At 51.3% G+C, this 22,532-nt stretch carries 20 protein-coding genes; 13 read left to right on the top strand and 7 right to left on the bottom strand.

Features of this window, described 5'->3' with window-relative positions; translation table 11 throughout:
* Positions 1–20 precede the first annotated feature (20 nt).
* Positions 21–1,097 (bottom strand): endolytic transglycosylase MltG, encoded by a 1,077-nt coding sequence (gene mltG / locus MUN86_RS05420; protein ID WP_245122685.1) that lies wholly within the window; start codon positions 1,095–1,097, stop codon positions 21–23.
* Positions 1,098–1,223: 126 nt separating this feature from the next.
* On the opposite strand from mltG, the gene MUN86_RS05415 reads away from it, so the two are divergent.
* Both MUN86_RS05415 and MUN86_RS05410 read left to right on the top strand, forming a co-directional pair.
* Entirely contained in the window at positions 1,224–2,210 is a 987-nt protein-coding gene (locus tag MUN86_RS05415; RefSeq protein ID WP_245122683.1) for a T9SS type A sorting domain-containing protein, read from the top strand.
* A gap of 189 nt (positions 2,211–2,399) precedes the next feature.
* The gene (locus MUN86_RS05410; protein ID WP_245122680.1) at positions 2,400–3,032 is read left to right on the top strand and encodes an L-threonylcarbamoyladenylate synthase; all 633 of its coding nucleotides are present in this window, start codon (positions 2,400–2,402) and stop codon (positions 3,030–3,032) included.
* A gap of 53 nt (positions 3,033–3,085) precedes the next feature.
* On the opposite strand, the gene MUN86_RS05405 is transcribed toward MUN86_RS05410, so the two are convergent.
* Positions 3,086–3,988: a lysophospholipid acyltransferase family protein gene (locus MUN86_RS05405; protein WP_245122677.1), complete on the bottom strand. Its 903-nt coding sequence runs from the start codon at positions 3,986–3,988 to the stop codon at positions 3,086–3,088.
* On the bottom strand, positions 3,985–4,857 hold the full coding sequence (locus MUN86_RS05400) for a hypothetical protein (protein WP_245122674.1): 873 nt from the start codon (positions 4,855–4,857) through the stop codon (positions 3,985–3,987). The genes MUN86_RS05405 and MUN86_RS05400 overlap by 4 nt, the downstream gene beginning before the upstream one ends.
* A gap of 216 nt (positions 4,858–5,073) precedes the next feature.
* Here MUN86_RS05400 and MUN86_RS05395 point away from each other — a divergent pair, with 216 nt between their 5' ends.
* From MUN86_RS05395 to MUN86_RS05375, 6 genes are all read left to right on the top strand, one after another.
* Positions 5,074–5,733: a WbqC family protein gene (locus MUN86_RS05395; RefSeq protein ID WP_245122671.1), complete on the top strand. Its 660-nt coding sequence runs from the start codon at positions 5,074–5,076 to the stop codon at positions 5,731–5,733.
* A gap of 121 nt (positions 5,734–5,854) precedes the next feature.
* Positions 5,855–8,461 carry an ATP-dependent Clp protease ATP-binding subunit gene (locus MUN86_RS05390; RefSeq protein WP_245122668.1) on the top strand — a complete coding sequence of 869 codons (2,607 nt, stop codon included), beginning with the start codon at positions 5,855–5,857 and terminating at the stop codon, positions 8,459–8,461.
* A 178-nt stretch (positions 8,462–8,639) separates the two neighbouring features.
* Positions 8,640–10,205, top strand: coding sequence for an acyl-CoA carboxylase subunit beta (locus tag MUN86_RS05385; protein ID WP_245122665.1), 1,566 nt, complete (start codon positions 8,640–8,642; stop codon positions 10,203–10,205).
* A gap of 4 nt (positions 10,206–10,209) precedes the next feature.
* On the top strand, positions 10,210–10,527 hold the full coding sequence (locus tag MUN86_RS32265) for a DUF3784 domain-containing protein (RefSeq protein ID WP_375379470.1): 318 nt from the start codon (positions 10,210–10,212) through the stop codon (positions 10,525–10,527).
* 12 nt (positions 10,528–10,539) lie between these two features.
* A complete protein-coding gene (locus MUN86_RS05380) occupies positions 10,540–11,610 on the top strand; it encodes a M42 family metallopeptidase (RefSeq protein WP_245122662.1) in 1,071 nt (356 codons plus the stop codon).
* 176 nt (positions 11,611–11,786) lie between these two features.
* Positions 11,787–12,575, top strand: coding sequence for an ABC transporter substrate-binding protein (locus MUN86_RS05375; RefSeq protein WP_245122659.1), 789 nt, complete (start codon positions 11,787–11,789; stop codon positions 12,573–12,575).
* Here the strand turns inward: MUN86_RS05375 and MUN86_RS05370 are convergent, their stop codons facing one another.
* The 3 genes from MUN86_RS05370 to MUN86_RS05360 all read right to left on the bottom strand — a co-directional run bounded on the left by MUN86_RS05370 (position 12,576) and on the right by MUN86_RS05360 (position 15,003).
* Complete coding sequence (locus MUN86_RS05370; RefSeq protein WP_245122656.1) at positions 12,576–13,778, bottom strand: 3-phosphoshikimate 1-carboxyvinyltransferase; 1,203 nt, start codon at positions 13,776–13,778, stop codon at positions 12,576–12,578.
* A 185-nt stretch (positions 13,779–13,963) separates the two neighbouring features.
* The gene (locus tag MUN86_RS05365) at positions 13,964–14,728 is read right to left on the bottom strand and encodes a 3-dehydroquinate synthase (RefSeq protein WP_245122653.1); all 765 of its coding nucleotides are present in this window, start codon (positions 14,726–14,728) and stop codon (positions 13,964–13,966) included.
* On the bottom strand, positions 14,722–15,003 hold the full coding sequence (locus MUN86_RS05360) for a dehydroquinate synthase/iron-containing alcohol dehydrogenase family protein (RefSeq protein ID WP_245122650.1): 282 nt from the start codon (positions 15,001–15,003) through the stop codon (positions 14,722–14,724). Before MUN86_RS05360 ends, MUN86_RS05365 begins: the two co-directional genes overlap by 7 nt.
* 152 nt (positions 15,004–15,155) lie before the next feature.
* Here MUN86_RS05360 and MUN86_RS05355 point away from each other — a divergent pair, with 152 nt between their 5' ends.
* Complete coding sequence (locus tag MUN86_RS05355) at positions 15,156–15,581, top strand: hypothetical protein (RefSeq protein WP_245122647.1); 426 nt, start codon at positions 15,156–15,158, stop codon at positions 15,579–15,581.
* Between the two features lie 499 nt (positions 15,582–16,080).
* Here the strand turns inward: MUN86_RS05355 and MUN86_RS05350 are convergent, their stop codons facing one another.
* Positions 16,081–17,178 (bottom strand): chorismate mutase, encoded by a 1,098-nt coding sequence (locus MUN86_RS05350; protein WP_245122644.1) that lies wholly within the window; start codon positions 17,176–17,178, stop codon positions 16,081–16,083.
* A 161-nt stretch (positions 17,179–17,339) separates the two neighbouring features.
* Here MUN86_RS05350 and MUN86_RS05345 point away from each other — a divergent pair, with 161 nt between their 5' ends.
* The 4 genes from MUN86_RS05345 to MUN86_RS05330 all read left to right on the top strand — a co-directional run bounded on the left by MUN86_RS05345 (position 17,340) and on the right by MUN86_RS05330 (position 22,505).
* A complete protein-coding gene (locus MUN86_RS05345; RefSeq protein WP_245122641.1) occupies positions 17,340–18,530 on the top strand; it encodes a proline dehydrogenase family protein in 1,191 nt (396 codons plus the stop codon).
* Between the two features lie 116 nt (positions 18,531–18,646).
* On the top strand, positions 18,647–19,015 hold the full coding sequence (locus tag MUN86_RS05340; protein ID WP_245122639.1) for a hypothetical protein: 369 nt from the start codon (positions 18,647–18,649) through the stop codon (positions 19,013–19,015).
* A 170-nt stretch (positions 19,016–19,185) separates the two neighbouring features.
* A complete protein-coding gene (locus MUN86_RS32260) occupies positions 19,186–20,037 on the top strand; it encodes a hypothetical protein (protein ID WP_375379469.1) in 852 nt (283 codons plus the stop codon).
* Between the two features lie 317 nt (positions 20,038–20,354).
* Positions 20,355–22,505, top strand: coding sequence for a carboxy terminal-processing peptidase (locus tag MUN86_RS05330; protein WP_245122636.1), 2,151 nt, complete (start codon positions 20,355–20,357; stop codon positions 22,503–22,505).
* The last annotated feature ends 27 nt before the right edge of the window (positions 22,506–22,532 follow it).

The raw sequence follows: 22,532 nt of genomic DNA, 5'->3' as shown, positions 1-22,532 counted from the left end.
GGAGCTGGTAGCAGCTGCGTTTACTTCATAATTCCAGCGCGACTCAACGCTGCTTGGTAACGGCGAGCGTTGACCAGATGCTCTTGCTCGTTACGGGCAAAGGCGTGGTAGCCGCTGAAATCTTCTTTGGCGCAGAAGTACAGGTAATCATGGTTTTCGGGATTGAGAACGGCATCAATACTCGCAATGCTAGGCAGGTTGATGGGGCCGGGCGGCAGGCCACCGTACATATACGTGTTGTAGGGCGAATCTTTGGCCAAGTGTACGTTAAGTACCCGTTTAATCGTGAAATCGTTGTTGGCGTACACCACCGTCGGGTCGGCTTGCAACTTCATACCGCGCTTGAGACGATTGAGGTACACACCCGCCACGCGGGGCCGCTCGTCGGCATGCTGTTGCTGCTCGGCTTCTACTATGCTGGCCAGCGTGCTTACCTGGGCGCGAGTGAGATTCAGTTTTTCGCGTTTGGCGTCGCGCTCAGGCGTCCAGAACCGCTCGTACTCTTTCTTCATGCGTTGCATGAGGTTGTTGGCCGACGCGTTCCAGGGCAACTCGTACGTGTTCGGAATGAACATAGTGAGGATGCTTGTGGTATCGAAGCCCAGGCTTTTGGTATAGCTAGGGCTATTGAGCAGGCTGTCGAACTGGCCTGGACGGGCATCAATGGTAGTGGCCAGTTTGCGGGCTAGGTCTTCGCGCAAGCGGATGTTCTGGAAGGTGAGCAGCACCGGCAGCCGGTTGCGGCCAGTACGCAGGTCGTTGATGAGTTGGCGGTTAGTATAGCCATCTTTCAACTCGTAGCGGCCGGGCCGCACTAGTTGGTCGTACTTCATCAAACGCGCCACGAAGTGTAAGGACAGCTTGTCGACAATTACCCCCGACGCGTCAATCGAGTCGAGTACTGATTTAGCCGACTGTCCGCGCCGTACCACCACGTACGTAGGGCGGCCCTTTGTCTCGACGTTAGCAGTGAAGAAAACCTGGTAGAAGTAGTAGGAGAATGTGATGAGCAGCAAGCCAACAATGCCTACTGTATAAGAGTAAAGGTTGCGGCGGCGGGAGGCCTTGGCTTTGTAGTCGATGCGGGTTTTAGCCATGAGCAAGGAAAAAACAGAATACTAGTGCCATACGCAGCTTTCTGACGTAGGCTGGACAGTGGTTTATCGGTAGCTTTAAGGCGCCAAAAGTACAGGTTCTATTTATCAACGCTTTTTCTTTTACTTATGCCTCACAACTACAGTCCAAATTTCAAACTACGCAGCTTATTCACTCTCACGCTAGGTTTAGGATTTAGTCTAACCGCTTTCGCGCAAGCTCTTACTCCTATCAGCATTAGCAGCGCCGCCACTGTCTATAATCAGAACTTCGATGGGCTAGGTGCCACGGGTACCACATATCCTACTGGTTGGACAGGTCTGCGCCTTACAGGTACGGGTACCGCGTTGGAAGCTTTAAATCCTGTTGTTTCAGATGGTAGTTCTAACACGGGAGCAATCTATAATGTAGGGTCAACCGCTGCCACGGACCGTGCCATAGGTAGCTTGGCTTCTGCGAGTACAGAGCCTGCTTTTGGGGCAGTATTTTCCAACCAGACTGGTGCAGCCATAACGCGAGTTAATATTGCAGCCCGCACTGAGCAGTGGCGTTCAGGAAGCAATAATGCTGTTAACGAAATAGTAGCCTTTGAATACAGCCTCAATGCCACTAGCCTAAGTACCGGTACTTGGACGGCTGTAACAACGCTAGACCTAAACGAACGGGCTACTACTACTACCGCAGCAGCGGCTATTGACGGTAATCTGGCTGCCAACAGCGCAGCAATCAATGGCTCTATCACGTTGAACTGGCCCGCAAATACTACGATGTGGATTCGTTGGAAAGACACCGACAATCTGAATTCTGACGCCCTAATAGCTGTCGACAACTTCGCCATTTCGACTGGCACCACCCCTTTGGCCACCCGCAATGCTGAGAAGAACAGCACTGTGAGTGTATTCCCAAATCCAACTACCGACGCGCTCCACATTCATACAAGCGGCAAAGGAGTCAAAGCCTCTGTCACAGTTGCTGATCTAACTGGCCGCGAGTTATTGAGTGGCACCACTGCTGCAGATGGCACATTTGACGTACGCAGTCTACCTGCAGGCAGCTACACCATCACCGTTAATGATGGTACCGAAAGCTCGGTTCACAAGGTGGTTAAGCGTTAATTTATTTCTGGTTCAACTGGAAAGCCTCTGCCTTATGGCAGAGGCTTTTTTGTAGGTTGAGCTTTAAAGGCAGGTAACCTGACAGCAATTTTACACGAAGACTGTAGGCAGAAGTCTGCCACATCGGCTACCTTGCCCCGCTCCGGCCGCCGGGCCGTTTGTTTCACCCTGCCACTCCCCTGTTTCACCATGCCCGCTACGCTGCTCCGCATTCACCCCGATAATCCACCTCAGAATCGTATCCAACAAGTTGTAGAAGTGCTACGCAAAGGCGGCATCATTATCTACCCCACGGATACAGTTTATGGTATCGGCTGCGATATACACAATGCCAAAGCAGTAGATCGGCTTTGCCGCATTAAGGGTCTTAACCCTGATAAAGCCAATTTGAGCTTTATCTGCTCCGACCTTTCTCACATTTCCGACTACGCGCACGGCATTACCACACCCACGTATAAGGTACTTAAGAAAGCCCTCCCGGGTCCTTTCACCTTCATTTTCGAAGCCAGTGCTAAGGCTCCACGCCAAGGCGGTAACAAGCGCAAAACCGTCGGCATTCGGGTACCCGACAACACGATTATCGTTCAGCTGGTAAAAGAGCTAGGCAACCCTATCATCAGCACCTCGGTTCGAGAAGACGAAAACACCCTAGAAGAATACGTAACCGACCCCGACCTGATTTACGAGAAGTACCGTCTGCTCGTGGACTTGGTAATCGATGGTGGCTTCGGCGGCAACATCCCTAGCACTATCATTGACTGCACCAACGACGACTTCGAATTAGTTCGCCAGGGCGCCGGCGACATCGAGCAGTATCTTTAAGAGCTTGGATTAGAGTTAGGACCTAGTAGCAACTAGAAGTATTCTAGTTGCTACTAGCTCCTAACTCTTTTATGCTTCCATCTCCTGTGGCTCCAGAGATAATCGGCAGGAAAAGACCGAATATCAGCCTCCAGATGCCGTACAAACGATTCGGTTATAGGAAAGCTGTCGGTAGGTAAAGGAGAATCACCGTCGTAGAGGTCCGCAAGAACAATTTCGTATCGGCCGCGATGTAAACGGTGAATACCTACGTACACAACAGGACAGTTAAAACGACTAGCCAAGCGCTCAGCGCTGGTATAAAAGCCAGCTTCTTGGTTCATAAATGTGGTCCAATAAGGACGATCCTCGGGCCCAGCCGCTTGGTCGGAAAGCAGGCTTACTACCCGCGTTTCACCCCGGCGCTGAATCAAGTCGCGCAAAGTGTCGCGCATGGGTATCAGGCCAGCGCCCGTACCGGTGCGTAGCTGCCGCATGAAACTCTCGAAGAAAGGATTCATTAAGGGCTTATACACGCCATCAACGTGAGCTGACAGCCAGAGGGCTCCTGAGGTAAGCACCCACTCCCAATTGCCAGCGTGCGACGACAAGCCCAACACAGTGCGTCCTTGCGCAAAATGCCGCTCCAGCACTTCTGGATTACTGAACGTAACGCGCCGCTTTAACTCAGCTTCAGACATTGCCGCCAGCTTCAGCGTTTCCACTATGACTTGCGCAAAATTGCGATAAAACAAGCGCTGTACTCGCTGAATTTCAACTTCTGACTTTTCTGGAAATGAGTTGCGCAGATTAGTAAGCACGACCTGCTGACGGTACCGTACTACATAAGCCAGCAGGAAATAGATGAAATCAGCTAGCCCATAGAGCACTGTAAGCGGCAAGTGTGCCAGCCCACGCAGCAACCAGCCAAGTGGGCGGTAGTACCAAGTATAAGGTTTAGAAACAGACTTACTCATCGGGCAGGGCCTGCACCACTTGGAGCATAGTCGGTTACTATTCGATGCACGGCAGCAGTTTGGGAAGCTAGCAGTAGCTTGGGAGTGCGAACTTCTACAGTTAGTGTATAGTCACCAGCGGGCAGCTTACTTAAATCTAGCTCGGTGGTAATAGGTGTAGGTCGGCCCGATACGCCGCGAGTAGTACCTGGCAGCGTGAAAGCATCCGTCTTACTACCAGCCCGGCGCAAGCGGTAGCGGAGCTGCAGTTCTTGGTCAGGAGCAACATTATAGAGTTCCGTATAGAACCAAAGCTTGTCGGCTCCGCGGGTGTACAAGCCCCCCGGAGTACGCGTCAAGCTATACCCACCGCGGCTGAAGTTACTTGCTTCTGTGCCTTTGGCGGCTGGCTTGGCGAGTAACACAATATCACTCAGTGCTGGTTTAGTATCGCTAGAGGCCAACACCAACGGTAATTCCAGCAATGCTTGCTGGCCCGAACGGTATTGGTCTCGCACTAGCCCGCGAATGCTGTAGGTGCCATCGGGCAGTACTAGGCGCTTCTGGAAACTGAGCGGGTTTTTGATGGCAGCGGTGGTATCGCTCAGCACCGGTGGCTTGAGCGTGATAGTTTCCTGATAGGCAGCTTGCCCATCAGGCCGGATAATTTCTAATGTCAATACGGCAGCGGCTTGATACATCTTTGGTGCGCGGCGCATGTATGTCAGCCATTGGGTAGGCACGGTAGCATACAGTTCCACTACGTTGCCCTTTACGCTGGTATCGGTATTGCGGAACCGAGCTACATCCAGCAGCAGCTGAGGTTGAGCAGCCAGCGCCGAACTGGCGAGTGGCAGCATAATCAAAAACAGAAAGTAGAGCGCGCGCATTGTGTCAGATTGACTGGCAAAGGTAAGGTGACATCGGCTTGAATGTGAATTATTGGCGGGAGCCATAATTTTATTCATATGGTTAAATCTCTTTAACCTTTCGTTTTCTGGAGCTCGAATACTACGAGTTTATACCTCACTAATAACCTCTGCATAGGAACACAAGCTACTTTGCAGCCTCAACAACATGTTGTTTTTTCTTCTTGCATGTTTCCAATGCCTATCGTACTTTTTGAATCTCAATACCACCCGCCGCTCCCATTTTTCACTGAAATTATTGGGGCTGAAGCACTAAGGCTGGAAACACAAGAACACTACCACAAACAAACGTACCGCAACCGTTGTCTCATCCTAACAGCTCAGGGTGTTAAACCACTCATTGTTCCCGTCGTGGATGGTAACCGCAGCGAGAAAGTAAAGATCACGGATATAGAAGTTGACTACCGGCAAAATTGGGTGCACCAACATTGGCGAACCATACAAACTGCCTATGGCGGCACACCGTATTTCGAATACTACGCCGACTATCTACACGATATCTACGTACAAAAGCACCAACGCCTTTTTGATCTGAATCTTGCTTTCCTGCGCTTCTACCTGCGCTGCCTCCGGCTGCGGACTCCTGTGGAGTTTACCACCGAATATTTTTCAACTTATCCGGCAACGACATGCCCCTCTTACTCTGTTGATCAAGTAGCCAATGAAGTAAAGGACTGTCGTGATTCACTGACACCTAAGTCGCTAGTGGCATCTGAACCTGACAGGAAGTCGGTACAATTGTACACCCAGACCTTTGGTAAAGATTTTGTATCGGGACTGAGCATCCTAGACCTGTTGTTTATGCAGGGCCCGGCTGCCGGCAGTTTTCTCGTGTAGTATACCTGCCGCCCGAACCATCGCCCGTTTATATCTGTTTTCAGATTACTACGGCCCAACCCGCCGGAAAACGCTCTAATTGCGCTTGCGGGGTTCCGTTTTTCTTCACTACCTTATCTGCATGGAAGCTAAATTCTCAAATCGAGTCAAAGAGGTCATCTCTCTGAGCCGGGAAGAGGCCATCCGGCTCGGGCACGATTATATCGGTACCGAACACTTATTGTTGGGCATGATTCGCGAAGGGGAAGGCACGGCTATCGGTTTGCTCAAGAAGTTGGGTGTATCCGTAGACGAGCTGAAGTACGCCCTTGAGCAAGCTACTCGCAATACGGCCACGCAGGGCACGAGCATTACTGGCTCTATCCCGCTGACAAAGCAAACCGAGAAAGTCCTCAAAATCACCTACCTCGAAGCTAAAATCTTCAAGAGCGAAATCATTGGCACCGAGCATTTGCTGTTGTCAATCTTGCGCGACGAAGACAATATTTCGTCTCAAATTCTTAGCAAATTTAACGTGAACTACGAATCCGTGCGCGATTCGCTGGACTACCACGGTAATACGGCGAACAACCCCACCAACGGCCCTGAGGCCGATGACGACGACAACGACCGCCTCTTTGGCGGTGGTGCAGGCCGCGGCGGTGCCGGTGCTGGTGCCACCCCTAAGAAAGGCACTGAAAAGTCGCGTACTCCTGTACTCGACAACTTTGGCCGTGACCTCACGAAACTGGCTGAAGACGACAAACTCGACCCGATTGTAGGTCGTGAGAAAGAAATTGAGCGCGTAGCTCAGATTTTGAGCCGCCGCAAAAAGAACAACCCGATTTTGATCGGTGAGCCTGGTGTTGGTAAAACGGCAATTGCCGAAGGTCTAGCCTTGCGCATTATCCAGAAGAAAGTATCGCGTGTGCTGTTTGGTAAGCGCGTTGTTACGCTGGATTTGGCCTCGTTGGTGGCAGGTACCAAGTACCGTGGTCAGTTCGAGGAGCGTATGAAGGCCGTGATGAACGAGCTGGAGAAGTCGCCCGACGTGATTCTGTTCATTGACGAGCTGCACACGATTGTAGGTGCTGGCGGAGCTTCAGGCTCGCTGGATGCTTCCAACATGTTCAAGCCGGCTTTGGCCCGCGGCGAAATTCAATGCATCGGTGCTACCACGCTTGATGAGTACCGTCAGTACATCGAGAAAGATGGTGCCTTGGCCCGTCGTTTCCAGATGGTAATGGTAGATCCTACCACGCCTGAGGAAACCATCGAAATCCTGCACAATATCAAGGACAAGTATCAGGACCACCACCATGTGGTGTACACTGATAAGGCGATTGAATCGTGCGTGAAACTGTCAGATCGTTATATGTCTGACCGTTTCTTGCCAGACAAGGCCATCGACATCCTGGACGAAGCGGGTGCCCGCGTGCACATCAACAACATCGTGGTTCCCGAGGATATCTTGAAGCTTGAAGAGAGCATCGAGAATATCAAGACTGAAAAGAACCGCGTGGTGAAATCTCAGAAGTACGAGGAAGCTGCCAAGCTCCGCGACAATGAGAAGAAGCTATTGGAGCAACTCGACCAAGCCAAGAAGGATTGGGAAGAGGAAACCAAGAAAAAGCGCTACACCGTTAAGGAAGAAAACGTAGCCGAGGTTATTGCCATGATGACCGGCATTCCGGTTAGCCGTGTCGCGCAGAACGAAAGCGCTAAGCTTTTGAACATGGGCGAAGAGCTGCAAGGCAAGGTTATCGGCCAAGACAAGGCTATCAAGCAGTTGGTGAAAGCCATCCAGCGCACCCGCGTAGGCTTGAAAGACCCTAAGAAGCCAATCGGCTCGTTCGTATTCCTCGGCCCAACTGGTGTCGGTAAGACGGAGTTAGCCAAGGTGTTGGCTACATACCTCTTCGACAAAGAAGATTCGCTTGTTCGGATCGACATGTCGGAGTACATGGAGAAATTTAGCATCTCGCGCCTGGTGGGCGCACCTCCCGGCTACGTGGGTTATGAAGAAGGCGGTCAGCTGACGGAAAAAATCCGCCGCAAGCCGTATTCGGTTATCCTTCTCGACGAGATTGAAAAGGCTCACCCCGACGTCTATAACTTGCTGTTGCAAGTGCTCGACGATGGTATCCTAACTGATGGCCTTGGCCGTAAGGTAGACTTTCGTAACACCATCATCATCATGACCTCTAACATCGGTGCCCGCGACTTGCAGGACTTCGGTGCGGGTATCGGCTTCGGCACGAAGGCCCGGCAAGAGAATCTGGATGAGTTAACGAAAAGCACCATCACCAACGCTCTGCGTAAGACGTTCTCGCCCGAGTTCCTCAATCGTTTGGACGACGTGATTGTCTTCAACTCGCTCGAGAAGAAAGACATCCACCGCATCATCGACATCTCGCTGTCGAAGCTGCTGAGCCGCATCCAACTGTTGGGCTACCGTGTAGAGCTGACTGAGGCTGCCAAGGACTTTGTAGCTGAGAAAGGTTATGATCCTAAGTTCGGTGCTCGTCCGCTGAACCGGGCTATCCAGAAGTACATCGAAGATCCGATTGCTGAGGAAATCCTGAAAGCAGAACTTGTTCAAGGCGATGTTATCACAGCCGACTTTACGGAAGGTGGTGAAGAGTTAACGTTTGTGGTGAGCAAGAGCGACGAACCGCAGAACCTTGCCAGCGACGAGCGGCCAGCTGAAAAGCCAGAGCCAAGCGACGACGTTGATTCCAAGAAGTAAGCGAATAGCATAGAATAGAAGCGGCCGGTTCCTGTATAGGAGCCGGCCGTTTTTGTTTACATTAAACTATACTCACATAGAAAAGCCGCCCCGAATTCTGGTGCGGCTTTTCTATGTCGCTACATTACCTTTGATTTACTGACCTAATCTACATTTCTCTAATTCGAATTCCCACTCCATGTCTGATCCGCAGGCGGAAGCCCATTTGAGCAAACTTGAGGTTCTCGAACGCAAAAACCAGGAAGCCCTGCTCGGCGGCGGCCAAGCTCGCATTGATGCCCAACACAAGAAAGGCAAACTGACAGCGCGGGAGCGTATAGATTTGCTGCTTGATGAAGGTTCATTCGAGGAAATCGGTAAGTTCGTCATGCACCGTTCCAAAGACTTTGGCCTAGATAAAGAGTATTACCTCGGCGACGGGGTAGTAACCGGCTACGGTACCGTAAATGGGCGGTTGGTGTATGTTTTCTCGCAGGATTTCACAGTTTTTGGCGGCTCTCTAAGCGAAACACACGCCGAGAAAATCGTGAAGATCATGGACCTCGCTATGAAGAACGGGGCACCTGTCATCGGTCTCAACGACTCAGGCGGCGCCCGAATTCAGGAAGGTGTTGTAAGCCTCGGCGGTTATGCTGACATCTTCTATAAAAACACACTGGCTTCGGGTGTGGTGCCTCAGTTATCGGCCATTATGGGACCGTGCGCGGGCGGTGCAGTATACTCGCCGGCCATTACAGACTTTATTTTGATGGTAGAAGACACGAGCTATATGTTCGTGACGGGGCCAAACGTGGTGAAGACAGTAACGCATGAAAACGTAACCAGCGAAGAACTAGGCGGGGCTAGCACTCATTCCACGAAAAGCGGCGTAACTCATTTCTCTTGCGCCAACGAAGTAGTCTGCATCAACCACGTCAAGCAGTTGTTGAGTTACATGCCGCAAAACTGTGAGGAAACGGCACCCACTTTGCCTTACGAAGCGGGTAACGAGACTCGTCCGGTCCTCGACAGCATCATTCCTGAAAACCCCAACCAACCCTACGACATTCGGGAAGTAATTGAGGGCATCATCGATGCCGATTCTTTCTTAGAAGTTCACCAGAATTTCGCCGAAAACATTGTGGTAGGTTTTGCTCGCCTTGGGGGTCGTAGCATTGGCATTGTAGGCAACCAACCCGCTGTGCTGGCCGGCGTACTCGACATTAATGCTAGCACTAAAGCTGCTCGGTTTGTGCGGTTCTGTGACTCTTTCAACATTCCACTGCTGGTGCTGGAAGATGTACCTGGCTTCTTGCCTGGTACCGACCAAGAGTGGCGCGGCATCATCACCAATGGCGCCAAGCTGCTTTATGCTTTCTGTGAGGCTACTGTCCCGCGCATCACTGTCATCACGCGCAAAGCCTATGGCGGCGCCTACGACGTGATGAACAGCAAGCACATCGGAGCCGATATGAACTATGCTTGGCCAACCGCTGAAATTGCGGTGATGGGTGCCAAGGGCGCAGCGGAAATCATCTTCAAGCGCGAAATAGCCGCAGCGTCTGACCCCGAAGCTAAGCTTCAAGAAAAGGTAGACGAGTACCAACAGAAATTTGCCACGCCTTATCGGGCTGCCCACCGCGGCTTCGTGGATGAAGTGATTTTGCCTTCAGAAACTCGGCAGAAGCTCATCCGGGCATTTAAGATGCTGGAAAACAAAGTAGATACTATGCCACGTAAGAAGCACGGAAACATTCCATTGTAGGTATATGAACTATGATGCTTTTATCGGCTTTGGCATTTTTGTCGGTATCAGCTTGTTGTTCAGCTTGCTCGGCTATTTAATTAAATGCTGTGGCCGTGTTCATCTACTAGCTGGCTACGACGAAAAAATGGTGCGAAACAAGGAAGGGTTAGCTAAATGGGTAGGGGAAAGCTTGTTTTCGCTGTCCTTCGTGTGGCTACTAACAAGCTTTTCCTTCTTGTTCATCTTAGACTTCATACACTATCCAATGTTGTTTTTGGCGCTCTTTACCATCTTCTTGTCGATTAGGCTATGCAGAGGAGCGACAACTTTTTACTCTTGATTTTACTTTTTCATGCGACAGGAAAGCTTTGACTTTTTACAGAAATATCTAAATAACCCCTCGCCTACTGGTTTCGAGAAAGAGGGACAAAAAATTTGGCTGGATTACATCAAACCGTACATCGACGAATATTTCGTTGACACCTACGGTACGGTAGTGGGCGTCATCAATCCAGAAGCTAAGTATAAGGTGGTGATTGAGGCGCACGCCGACGAAATCAGCTACTTCGTCAACTTCATTACCGAATCAGGCTTTATCTATCTGCGCAAAAACGGAGGATCCGATCCACTGGTAGCGCCCAGCAAGCGGGTAAACATCCATACCGCCAAAGGCATTGTGAAGGCGGTATTTGGTTGGCCTGCTATTCACGTTCGTAAGGTAGACCAGGATAAGGCACCAACAATCGAAACGGTGTTTCTGGACTGCGGCGCTTCAAGTAAGGAGGAAGTCGAGGAAATGGGCATTCATGTTGGCTCAGTCGTCACGTTCGAAGACGAGTTCATGGTGCTCAACGACAAATTCTATGTGGGCCGAGCACTCGACAACCGCGTGGGTGGCTTCATGATTGCGGAAGTAGCGCGCATGTTGAAAGAGAACGGCAACCAGTTGCCCTACGGCCTCTACATTGTGAATGCTGTGCAGGAAGAAATTGGTTTACGTGGCGCTGAAATGGTAGCGCACCGCATTCAACCCGATGTGGCTATCATCACAGACGTGACCCATGACACTCAGTCGCCGATGTATGAGAAGAAAACGGCAGGAGACTTGTTCTGCGGTAAAGGACCGGTGATAACCTATGGCCCTGCAGTTCAAAATAACCTGCGTGACTTGATTTTGCGCGCAGCACAGGAAGCTGAAATTCCATTTCAACGGGCTGCTGCCACTCGCGCTACCGGTACTGATACCGATGCATTTGCTTACTCAGGTGCAGGTGTTGCCTCCGCGCTGATTTCGCTGCCGCTTAAGTATATGCACACTACTGTTGAAACTGTGCATAAAGACGACGTAGAGAATGTTACCAAACTCATCTACGAAACACTCTTGCGCATCGAAGACAACCACGACTTCCGCTACTTCAAATAGCAGTAGCGCTAACCGAACTCAACCTACTCAACGGCTGCTCCCAAACGGAGCGGCCGTTTGTTTTGTTTGTCTTGACGCTGGGCTTACAATTTTGCACACGGGCAGCAGCTATATCTCCTCTATTTTCTTTTTTTAAGTAACACAAAACCGTGCAACTCGAGCAACCCGAAAATCTAATGGTTCCACTCACAGTCACCGACCAAATAAATCGGCGAGTGGCAGTGCCATTTCCACCCAAGCGAATAATATCACTAGTGCCTTCCCAAACAGAGCTTCTGTTCGACCTGGGATTGGGCGAGCGAGTTGTGGGCGTGACGAAGTTCTGTATCCACCCAGCTGAGGCCCGGAAAACCGCGGCCGTAGTTGGAGGCACAAAGAACTTCGACTTCGAGAAAATAGAGACCCTTAAGCCGGACCTGATTATAGGCAATAAGGAGGAAAATTACCGGGAGGGAATAGAGCAACTAGCAGCACAGTACCCGGTGTGGATGAGTGATATTTCCAATTTAGACGAAGCCCTTGATATGATCCGGCGAGTAGGGTTGATTACCGGGCGCAAGGAAAAAGCTGATGCTTTGGCAGCTGACATTGCCACCTCTTTTACTAGCCTGGAAACATCGGCTACGTCCACCTCAGCCGCTTATTTCATCTGGCGTAAGCCGTACATGGTGGCTGCGCCAAGCACATTCATTGATGACTTGCTACGCCGTGCCGGGTTTCAAAATTCCTTTGCTCACCTCTCCCGCTACCCTGAAGTAACAGCCGAGCAATTAAGACAAATGGCGCCACAGCAAATTTTGCTTTCATCGGAGCCTTACCCGTTCGGTGAAAAGCATATAGCCGAGTTTCAAGTCTTATGCCCTTCCGCACAAATCAGAATCGTGGATGGTGAGATGTTCAGCTGGTACGGGAGCCGGCTGCGTCACTCAGCAGCCTACTTGCGTTCATTGATTTCCGCTGGTTGATCAGCGGAAATCAGTAACGAATGCAGCTTTTTCCAACTCCGACCAGAATTGCGGATATGATTTGCGCACCACTTGCGGTGTTTCGATGGTAAGCGGACCACGCAAGGCTAACGGCGCAAAAGCCATGGCCATGCGGTGGTCATGATATGTTGCCACGGTTTGTCCATCCACCCGGAATTGCTCGGTTGACACACGGAAATAGCCTTCGGTTTCTTCTGTCAGGAATGCTCCGAAATTGGCGAGTTCAGTTTGCAAGGCAAAAATCCGGTCGGTTTCCTTGATCCGTAGACTCTCCAAGCCCGTCATAAGGACGGGCACATTGAGGGCTGCGGCTACTACGGCTACCGTTTGTGCCAAGTCGGGGCAGTCGGTAAAGTCCTGAGTGAAACCGGCGGAAGGCGTAGTTTGCATCAGACGTACACCATCCGCCAGAAACTCTGTAGCAACGCCTAGCTGCGCCATAATATCGACTATGGCTTGGTCGCCCTGCCAGGAATACCGGCGCAAACCCGGGAGCGTCAGGTGCGAGCCAGCTGGAGCCAATGCTACCATTGCATACCAATAACTAGCCGCCGACCAGTCCGACTCAATGGTATAATCGGCGGGTTGGTAGCGGCCAGCGCGAGCTTCTAACGCCGTACCTAAGTCCCGGCATTGGCCCCCAAAATGCTGCATGAGCGCCATCGTCATGCGGATGTAGGGGCGCGAACCTACTTTTCCTGTGAGCCAAAGTCGTAAGCCGTTCGGTAGCATTGGCCCTACCATTAGCAATGCCGATATGTATTGGCTGCTGATGTCGCCGCGCACTTTCAACTCAATGGGCTCAGACTCGTCTGCTTTGGTTTGCTGGCCTTCCGCTTGGTTCCAGCCGCGTAAGCGCAAAGGCGGATAGCCTTCCGCCTCTTCGTACGCAATATCGGCGCCGAGCTGACGCAAGGCCTCAACTAGAACTCCTATAGGCCGCTCACGCATGCGAGCAGTGCCCGTAAGCAGTGCATGACGGTCGGTTACGGCCAGATAAGCAGTCAAGAAGCGCATCACCGTTCCGGCGTCTTCGGCATCGAGCACCTCGGCTGCCGGATCAGCCAACAGGCGCTGCATTAGCTGCGTGTCGTTGGCATCCGATAGATTATCAAGTTGGCCACCGCCAGCTAATGCTCGCAGGATAAGGGCACGGTTACTTTCGCTTTTTGACGCCGGCAATTGCGCTGTCCCGCGCAACGGACCACCAGGCCAGGTAAGGTTGACTGAAGAGCTAATGGCGGTTGAAAATGTAGCACCAAGCTATTACTCGGTGAATGGGTGGAAGATGTAATTTAATAGATTGCTGATGGGCAGTACACCAACAGGTGTATCGTTCGTAAGGCTATGCCGCTCAGCGAATGACGCTACAACCGATGGTAGTACCGCAACGAAGCTGCAATTTCTGCTACTGTAACTGGCTGGTTGTAAACGCCACGGCCTATGCTTTCCAACAGAGTACAGTTGATGGTCGAGCCAGTATTTTTCTTGTCCTGGCGGGCGTAATCAGCAATGGCTTCTGTCTCCAAAGAGACGAACTGCACCTTTTCGAAAACTGAGAATAAGAACGTCTCAATTTGGTCCAGATCATTCTCATTTAGCAAACCGTGCTGAACACTCAGCCACGCCTCACAAATCATTCCTGCAGCCACTGCCTCACCATGCAAAATCTCACGCCCCGGCTGCGACAACAGGAAACTTTCCAACGCATGGCCAACTGTATGCCCAAAGTTGAGCAGTTTGCGCGGACCATTTTCTAGAGGGTCTTGCGCTACAATTTCCTGCTTTAGAGCCACTGAATGCTGAATCGCGTCCGTCCAGTCGTCAATAAAGACGCTATTGATACGCTGTTCTCGAAACGCGGCTGCATCAGCAATTAGCGCGTGTTTGACCACCTCGGCATAACCGGATTTCAACTGGCGCGGGTCTAGGGTTGCGAGAAACTTGGGGTCAATAAAGACGCCTGCTGGCTCTTGAAAAACGCCTAGATGGTTTTTAAACCCTTGAAAATCAATACCCGTCTTGCCACCCACGCTGGCATCAACCTGCGCAAGTAGCGTAGTAGGCACTTGCACAAACCGGATACCTCGTTTGTATAAAGCAGCGCAAAAACCGCCTAAGTCCGTCACCACTCCACCCCGAGGTTCACCAAGACCGCGAATCGGTCGGCTCTCTGCTCAGTTAGCTCGCTCCAAACTGCTTCACAAGAGTCTAACGTTTTCGCTTCTTCGCCAGCAGGAATCTCAATTAGAGAATGGGCTTCTGGCAAGTAAAAACGTAACAACGGATAGCACAACCGGCTGGTGTTAGCATCCGCCAATACAAATACCTGACTAACAGCAGGCTGACGCAATAGCTCAGCTAGGGCTGGCAGTGCCTCCGAACCAATGGCTACTTTATTATTCAAATTTGATTCCTTTTAGAAGAAATGTGACCGTTCAGGTACGGCATTTGCGGAAGACAATTTCATCATGATATGGCGCAAAAATAATAGTCTTTAATGCAACCGTCTAGGCTCCGCCTTGCTCATACAACCGCAACTTACATTCTATATTAGTTATGACCCTCTATTTGCGCGGCTTATCTGCCGCCGTGCTACTCTTAGCTATTCCGCTGTGGGTTGCTTGTCAACGTGAATCTATACCTAAACCAGAAGAACAGTTAGTAGGGCGTTGGGAGTGGCAGCAAACGGCTGCTCCTAACTCACCCGTACTCACGCCAGCTACTACCGGTCACCGCGTGGTAGTCGAGTTCGACCGGCGCGGACGGGCACGATTCTATGAGGACGACAATTTTGTGAGTGCTACTGTATTTGCGGTTCGGCGCGAGCGGCAAGGAATTGGCAAACCGGTTCGGCAAGTGCTCATGTACCGAGGATATCGGGGCACACAGTTGTACACTATATCAGGCAACAATCTGCAATTGCGCGACTCTAACGGCGAACCTTTCCAGCATAGTTACATTCGAGTAGCACAGAAACAGTAGCTAGCTACTCATTTCACTAGTACGGCAGCAGCTACCAAGGACAAGAGCTATGTCTTGGTAAAACCTGTTTCCGTTCCCTACTCTATTCTATAGTATGAAGTTACTTTACGTCTTGCTGCTCACTAGCAGCTTGTTTAGCCTAATTGCCTGCAAGCCTGACCAAGACGCTGGACCAGCCCTTATAGTTGGTCGTTGGCAGCTAAACGGCGTGGATTGTTACTGCCTGCCAGGTCAACCGTTACCCAACGAAGCTGTGGAATTCAAAGCGGATGGCAGCGTTGTGTACTACAGAGACAACAAAGAAGTATCAAGCGGCACATATACTTTTAGCACAGGCAAATCTCCGTGCTCTACAGATACTGTTCCTGTAATACAGTTCAAGAATACAGGTGCTTTTCCCAGTGGTAGTCCTGCCTACACTATTGAGCCTTCGGAGCTAGTAATTGATTATGGTTCGTGTGTAGATTCTTTTCGCTTGACCTATCGGCGCGACTAGGCGCTATTCGGGTCGCTGCATGATTTCAGTTTGCCGCCGAATGCTTTCCACGTGGATTAGTTTGTAGAGCTCGGCTATAAACTTCTCGTTGACGCCCAATTTGCGGGCCCACGCCTGCCGGGACTCAAAAATTTCGTTCCAACGGTCCATTTGTAGGATCTTGACGTCGTTCTCTTTTTTGTATTCGGCTAGTTCGCCAACTAGCGCCATGCGCCGAGCCAAACCTTCCATAATTTCTCGGTCGGCGTCGTCCATTTTATGCCGCAGTTCCTCGGCTTTGTTTAAGTATTCGGCGTTATTGGAAGAACGGTAGCGGAAGCGCAACTCATTCAGAATTTCACCTAAACGCTCTGGCGTCACTTGTTGGGCAGCGTCGCTGAGGGCATGATCGGGGTCGGGGTGCGTTTCAATCATCAGGCCGTCGTAGTCGAGGTCGAGGGCCTTCTGAGCGATAGGCAACAGCAAGTCGCGGCGGCCACCGATGTGACTAGGGTCGCAGATGAGGGGCAGCTGTGGAAAACGGCTTTTCAGTTCAATAGGCAGAATCCAGGTGGGTGCATTGCGGTAGCGAGAAGGCGCAAAGGTGCTGAACCCCCGGTGTATAGCGGCCAGATCGGTGATGCCGGCTCGCTCTAGGCGTTCTAGTGCCCCGGCCCACAGCGCCACATCAGGATTGACCGGATTTTTCACCATCACCGGTACTCCGGTTCCGGCTAGCGCATCGGCCAGTTCTTGGATGGCAAAGGGATTTACAGTGGTACGGGCACCAATCCATAACACATCAATGCCGTGTGCCAAGGCTTCTTCTACATGGCGCGGATTGGCCACTTCCACGGTAGTAGGTATTCCCGTCTCGGCTTTCACCCGCTGCAACCACGGCAGCGCTACAGAGCCCATCCCCTCAAATCCGCCTGGCTTCGTGCGCGGCTTCCAGATGCCTGCCCGAAACAAATCTATCTTGCCAAGAGCCTTTAGGCCTTGGGCCGTAGCCAACACCTGCTCTTCGGTTTCGGCTGAGCAAGGACCAGCAATGAGCAAGGGGCTGCCCTTAGCCGTGAGGCGGCGAGTGAAGAAGGTTTCGGGAGTTGAAGAACTCTGCATAGTGAAAGAAAAAACAGGAGCGGATAACTACGGATTCGCTGAATGAATGCGATACGAGCTGTGTTTAATGCAAGATAAGTGGGTGGGCAACTAAGCCCGACAAAATCTTGTTTAAAGACTACCTTTGCCTACCCATTAACTTCCGCCCAAAGCTACACCCAATGCCTTTAACCCAAGCCCCGCCGGTCTCTTTTGATGACACTGCTGTCGCCTTCGCTTCGAAGTCGGACGCAGAGTTGCGCAAGATGTATGCGCTTTTCGCCTCCATGAACAACAACACCCTGGTGAAAACCGGTGGAGGCTTGATGAAAACTGCGTTGAAGTGGAATCTACCCGGCACGAAGTTTCTTATCAAGCATTCCATTTTCCGGCAGTTTTGTGGTGGTGAAACCATCAAAGAGTGTGTTCCGGTGATTGCCGAGTTGGGCCGCTACGGCATTGGCACCATCCTCGACTATTCTGTGGAAGGCGAAGGCAGTGACAAAAGCTTCGACCAGACTCGCGACGAAATTTTGGCTACCCTCGATTTAGCGCACCGCTCCACGCACATTCCGTTTTCGGTGTTCAAAGTAACGGGCTTGGCGGACAGCTCTTTGCTCGAAAAGATACAGGCTGGCAAGTCCCTCACACCTGCCGAGCAAGCCAGTTATGACCGGGCTTATACCCGGATGGATGCCATTTGTCATCGAGCGCATCAATATGGTGTGCGTGTGTTTGTTGATGCCGAAGAAAGCTGGTTTCAGCAGACCATCGACAACATGGCGTACGAGATGATGCGCAAGTACAACCGCGAATCGGCCATTGTTTGGAACACCTACCAACTCTACCGCCACGATCGGCTTGATGCTATCAAAGAAGCCCACGACGTAGCAAAACGCGAAGGCTACTTTTTGGGTGGCAAGTTGGTACGGGGGGCTTATATGGAGAAAGAGGCTCGGGTAGCTACGCAGCGCGGCTACAAGAATCCAATTAATCCGACCAAACAGGAAACGGATGCACTCTATAATGAGTCGTTGCGGTATTGTGTGGAGCACGTCGACCGGATTAGTATCTGTGCTGGCACGCACAACGAAGCTAGCTCCAAACTGCTGACCGAGCTCATGCAAGAACATGAGCTACAACCCGGCGACCAACGCATTTGGTTTGCTCAGCTTTATGGTATGAGCGACAACCTAAGTTACAACCTGGCGCATGCGGGCTATAACACAGCTAAATATGTGCCCTACGGTCCCGTAGACGCGGTTATGCCCTATCTATTGCGCCGGGCCGATGAGAACACTGCTATTGCTGGCCAAAGCAGCCGCGAATTTCTTCTCATCCAAAAAGAAATAAGACGACGCCAAGGGCGTTAGGATTTATTTGCCTGTTCGGCACGGTTTTGGGTAGCCGCCGCCCGTTGTTTCAGATATCATTCTGGAACAACGGGCTTTTTTGTACTTTCCGTCCTTTAATTCCATTCCCTCTGCCCATGTTCGGCCGAATTCGCAGCCACTTAATTCGCTTTTCCCGCCATCAGGTTGGTACTATTAGCTACTTGAACCTAGTACAGGAGGCTGAACTGGGCCTAAACCTGGATATCTCGCACGAGAAAGGTCGTCTGAACGAGCTCTTAGCTGAAATTTCGGAACAGGAATACAAAGCGGGCCGGCCCATACTGAGTTGCCTCGTGAAAGTAGAGGGCTCGAAAGGACAAGGCGACAACTTTTATAAGCTCTGTGAACGACTTGGAATGGGCGAATGGCGCACTCTCAAGCACCAAGAGGACTTGTTGAAAAACATGCGCCGGGAATGCCGGGCGTTCTGGCAAGACGATGCCAACTACGAACGGTGGGGCTAAAGCTCGGCTGTGCAGAAAAAAATAGTTGAAAAATAGGGATGCCTTAATTATATGTGTAACCCCTACTGGAACGGTCGCGTTTAGCTACTCACATTCGGTGCAGTATTCCACTTTCACAGCTGCATGGGATGCTTCCTTTCCCCACCATTTCAACTTAACATCTCTCGCACATGAACACCAACGAATCGAATAATCCGATGAATACCGGTACTGGCTCAGGTTCTAACTATGGTACTGGCAATGCCGGCACTGGCTTTGGCAGTGGCTCGATGTCTACGGGTTCTAGCAGCAATTCTACCTCGGGCGGTAACTTAGGTAACTCTAGCACCGGCGATTCTAGCATCAGCGGTGCAGATACCAACCCTACGCATGACTACAGTGCTACCCAAAAAGGAGCTGCTCTAGCAGGTTCAGCAGGTGCAACTGTTGGTGCTGGCATCGACGCCGTACAGAATGCTGCTAGCGATGCAGGCAATGCGTTAACCGGTAGCAGCTCTACTTCTGGCAAAGGGGGTATGATGACGGGCATGTTCCGCGACCGTAATAGTGCTGAGCAAGCTTATAACTCGTTGTCATCGCGCGGCTACACCAAAGATGATGTAAACGTGCTCATGTCTGACGAAACGCGTAAAACGCACTTCGGCAGCGACACAGCTGACACCGAGCTTGGCGACAAGGCTATGGAAGGTGCTGGCGTAGGTTCGGCCATTGGTGGTACAGCTGGTGCTGTGATTGGCGCAATTGCTGCCATCGGTACTTCGGTAGCTCTTCCGGGCCTAGGTTTGATTATTGCTGGTCCTATTGCAGCAGCCTTGGCTGGTGCTGGTGCCGGTGGTCTGACGGGTGGCCTTGTAGGTGCACTGGTAGGCTCGGGTATTCCTGAGGAGCACGCTAAAGAGTACGAATCCGATATCAAAAATGGCGGCATTGTAATGGGTGTTAACCCACGCAACGACGAAGATGCTCGTTACTTCGAAGAGGAGTTCCGTCGCAGCAACGGTGACAAAGTACGTCGGTACTAGTCGCTAAGTAGCTCATCCTCAAAAGCCCCCTCCTAGTTCTTGGAGGGGGCTTTTTTTGTCTGGATAGAATCAGTAAATTACTGCACCTGCCGAAATAGCATATATCGCTCTTTGGCCCGTTTTTAGCACTCCAAAGACATAGAAAGCAGACAACTTTCTAGCTACTTCTTTGTCTTTGTTTTTTAGAATAGCAGCGCCTGATGGCACTTATTCATCAACCTTCGGCGTTTTTAGTTTAACCAGGGCTGCTACGGTGCCGTAAGTATCAGAACGGCGCTTTATTACAATTGATTTTCCTCCATTTCACTCGATTTTCCATGTCTTTTCCCCGAATCAAGATAGGCTTGTATGCCGCGGTGGTGCTGGCAGTTTTCGTGCTGGCTTCCTACAAGCTCTACCGTCGTAGTGATGCGCGGACGCCCCAGAAGGACGCCGTGCTGGTGCAGGCTATGCTGCAAGGCCTCACTACGATGCACTACCAGCCTGAAAAGCTTGATGACACCTTCTCTAAGCGTGTCTTTGATCTGTATCTAAAGCGTGTAGACTCCAACAAGAAATTCTTACTGGCCTCCGACGTGGCCCAGCTTCGCACCAAATTCCAGAACGATATTGACGAGGAAGTGAAGCGTGGTACCCACGAATTCATGGACCAAACCAATGTCCTTCTCGATCAGCGCGTGAAAGACGTGCAGGCGTTGTATCGTGACATCCTAACCAAGCCTTTCGACTTCACTACCGAAGAAACTTTCGAGACGGAGCCTGATAAAGCCAGCTTCGCTGCCGACAAGTCTGCCCAGCGAGAGGAGTGGCGCAAGTTCTTGAAGTACCAGACGTTGGTGCGCGTTTCAGAAATGATGGACGCCCAAGCAAAGAAGAAAGACAAGCCACTAGCTTCGACTTCAGTTACTCCTTCTCCTGCTACCACCTCCGAGCCAACTCGTACGCCTGCAGAAATGGAAATTGAAGCGCGCAAGCGGGTGCTGAAGTACTTCGACGATCAGTTCAACGATTTGCTTCAAAACGATGCAAACGACCGTTTGGCAATGTATGCCAACGTTATTGCCAATACCTACGACCCGCACACCGAGTACTTCGCTCCACGCGACAAAGAATCGTTCGACCAGGCCATGACCGGTCGTTTCGAGGGCATTGGTGCTTCCCTACAAGAAAAGGACGGCCAGATCAAGGTGTCTGATATTATCCCGGGTAGTGCTTCTTACCGTCAAGGCGAGTTGAAAGCCGGTGATATTATCTCCCGGGTTGCTCAGGGTGATGCCGAGCCAGTATCGGTAGAAGGTATGCGCCTCGATAAGGCGGTAACCATGATCAAAGGCAAAAAGGGCAGCGAAGTTCGCTTAACGGTGAAGAAGCCCGACAACAGCACCAAGATCATCTCTATCATTCGCGACGTCGTAGTGATCAAAGAAACCTTTGCTCAGTCGGCTACCATCAATGATGCCGGTAAGAAAATTGGTTACATCAAGCTTCCTACCTTTTATGCTGATTTCAACGATAACGGTGGCCGTAGCTCTGCCGAAGACGTGAAGAAAGAACTAGAGAAACTCAAGCAAGAGAACGTGTCGGGTGTGGTGCTTGATCTACGTTTCAATGGCGGTGGTTCTTTGCAAGACGCTGTAGAAATGGCAGGCCTGTTTATCGACAGCGGCCCAGTGGTGCAAGTGAAGGGCCCTCAGGGTGCACCTAGCGTACTCAACGACCGTGACCCTCGCGTCCAGTACAGCGGTCCGCTGGTGGTACTGGTAAATAAGTACAGCGCCTCAGCTTCCGAGATTCTGGCGGCGGCTATTCAGGATTATAAGCGTGGTGTGATTATGGGTGCGGCTAGCACGTATGGTAAAGGCACCGTGCAGCGCATCTTCGACCTCGATGATGCTCTTCCTGCCGAATTCAACAGCATCAAGCCTTTCGGCTCGTTGAAGCTAACGACGCAGAAATTCTACCGCATCAACGGTGGCTCCACTCAGTTCAAAGGTGTTGTACCTGATATCATCCTGCCAGACGCCTACAGCTATCTTGATCAGGGTGAGAAGGAGTCGGATTATCCGCTGAAGTGGGATGAGATTACTCCAGCCCGCTACCGTGCATGGGCGCAAGCGCCGGCTACCGAAAAGTTGCGTACTGCTAGCCAAGCTCGTGTAGCAGCTAGCCCAAGCTTCCGCCTCGTAAACGAGTTGGCTCAGCGCATGCGTAAGCGTAAGGACGATACCAAAGTATCGTTGAAGCTGACGGCTTACCGTGCTGAGCAGCAAACCAACAAAGCGGAGTCTGATAAGTATGAGGCTGCACAGAAAGCGGCTGCTCCTATCGCTATTGCTCCTTTATCTGCTGATTTGCGCGCTCTAGGTTCCGACACTGTAGAAGTCAACCGTGCTTCGCGCTTCACTAAAAATCTCAACAAAGACATTACGCTTCGTGAAGCTGTGTCCGTAGTGAAAGATCAGATGTAAGCAGCCATTTAACTACTGAGAAGGTCT

The organism is Hymenobacter volaticus, from assembly GCF_022921055.1.
Taxonomy (GTDB): domain Bacteria; phylum Bacteroidota; class Bacteroidia; order Cytophagales; family Hymenobacteraceae; genus Hymenobacter; species Hymenobacter volaticus.
This window is presented reverse-complemented; position numbering and strand designations above follow the sequence as displayed.

What these genes read in the sequence shown, in the direction of transcription:
- mltG (WP_245122685.1), bottom strand. Translation starts at nt 1,097, where the DNA reads ATGGCTAAAACCCGCATCGACTACAAAGCCAAGGCCTCCCGCCGCCGC.
- MUN86_RS05415 (WP_245122683.1), top strand. Translation starts at nt 1,224, where the DNA reads ATGCCTCACAACTACAGTCCAAATTTCAAACTACGCAGCTTATTCACT.
- MUN86_RS05410 (WP_245122680.1), top strand. Translation starts at nt 2,400, where the DNA reads ATGCCCGCTACGCTGCTCCGCATTCACCCCGATAATCCACCTCAGAAT.
- MUN86_RS05405 (WP_245122677.1), bottom strand. Translation starts at nt 3,988, where the DNA reads ATGAGTAAGTCTGTTTCTAAACCTTATACTTGGTACTACCGCCCACTT.
- MUN86_RS05400 (WP_245122674.1), bottom strand. Translation starts at nt 4,857, where the DNA reads ATGCGCGCGCTCTACTTTCTGTTTTTGATTATGCTGCCACTCGCCAGT.
- MUN86_RS05395 (WP_245122671.1), top strand. Translation starts at nt 5,074, where the DNA reads ATGCCTATCGTACTTTTTGAATCTCAATACCACCCGCCGCTCCCATTT.
- MUN86_RS05390 (WP_245122668.1), top strand. Translation starts at nt 5,855, where the DNA reads ATGGAAGCTAAATTCTCAAATCGAGTCAAAGAGGTCATCTCTCTGAGC.
- MUN86_RS05385 (WP_245122665.1), top strand. Translation starts at nt 8,640, where the DNA reads ATGTCTGATCCGCAGGCGGAAGCCCATTTGAGCAAACTTGAGGTTCTC.
- MUN86_RS32265 (WP_375379470.1), top strand. Translation starts at nt 10,210, where the DNA reads ATGAACTATGATGCTTTTATCGGCTTTGGCATTTTTGTCGGTATCAGC.
- MUN86_RS05380 (WP_245122662.1), top strand. Translation starts at nt 10,540, where the DNA reads ATGCGACAGGAAAGCTTTGACTTTTTACAGAAATATCTAAATAACCCC.
- MUN86_RS05375 (WP_245122659.1), top strand. Translation starts at nt 11,787, where the DNA reads ATGGTTCCACTCACAGTCACCGACCAAATAAATCGGCGAGTGGCAGTG.
- MUN86_RS05355 (WP_245122647.1), top strand. Translation starts at nt 15,156, where the DNA reads ATGACCCTCTATTTGCGCGGCTTATCTGCCGCCGTGCTACTCTTAGCT.
- MUN86_RS05350 (WP_245122644.1), bottom strand. Translation starts at nt 17,178, where the DNA reads ATGCAGAGTTCTTCAACTCCCGAAACCTTCTTCACTCGCCGCCTCACG.
- MUN86_RS05345 (WP_245122641.1), top strand. Translation starts at nt 17,340, where the DNA reads ATGCCTTTAACCCAAGCCCCGCCGGTCTCTTTTGATGACACTGCTGTC.
- MUN86_RS05340 (WP_245122639.1), top strand. Translation starts at nt 18,647, where the DNA reads ATGTTCGGCCGAATTCGCAGCCACTTAATTCGCTTTTCCCGCCATCAG.
- MUN86_RS32260 (WP_375379469.1), top strand. Translation starts at nt 19,186, where the DNA reads ATGAACACCAACGAATCGAATAATCCGATGAATACCGGTACTGGCTCA.
- MUN86_RS05330 (WP_245122636.1), top strand. Translation starts at nt 20,355, where the DNA reads ATGTCTTTTCCCCGAATCAAGATAGGCTTGTATGCCGCGGTGGTGCTG.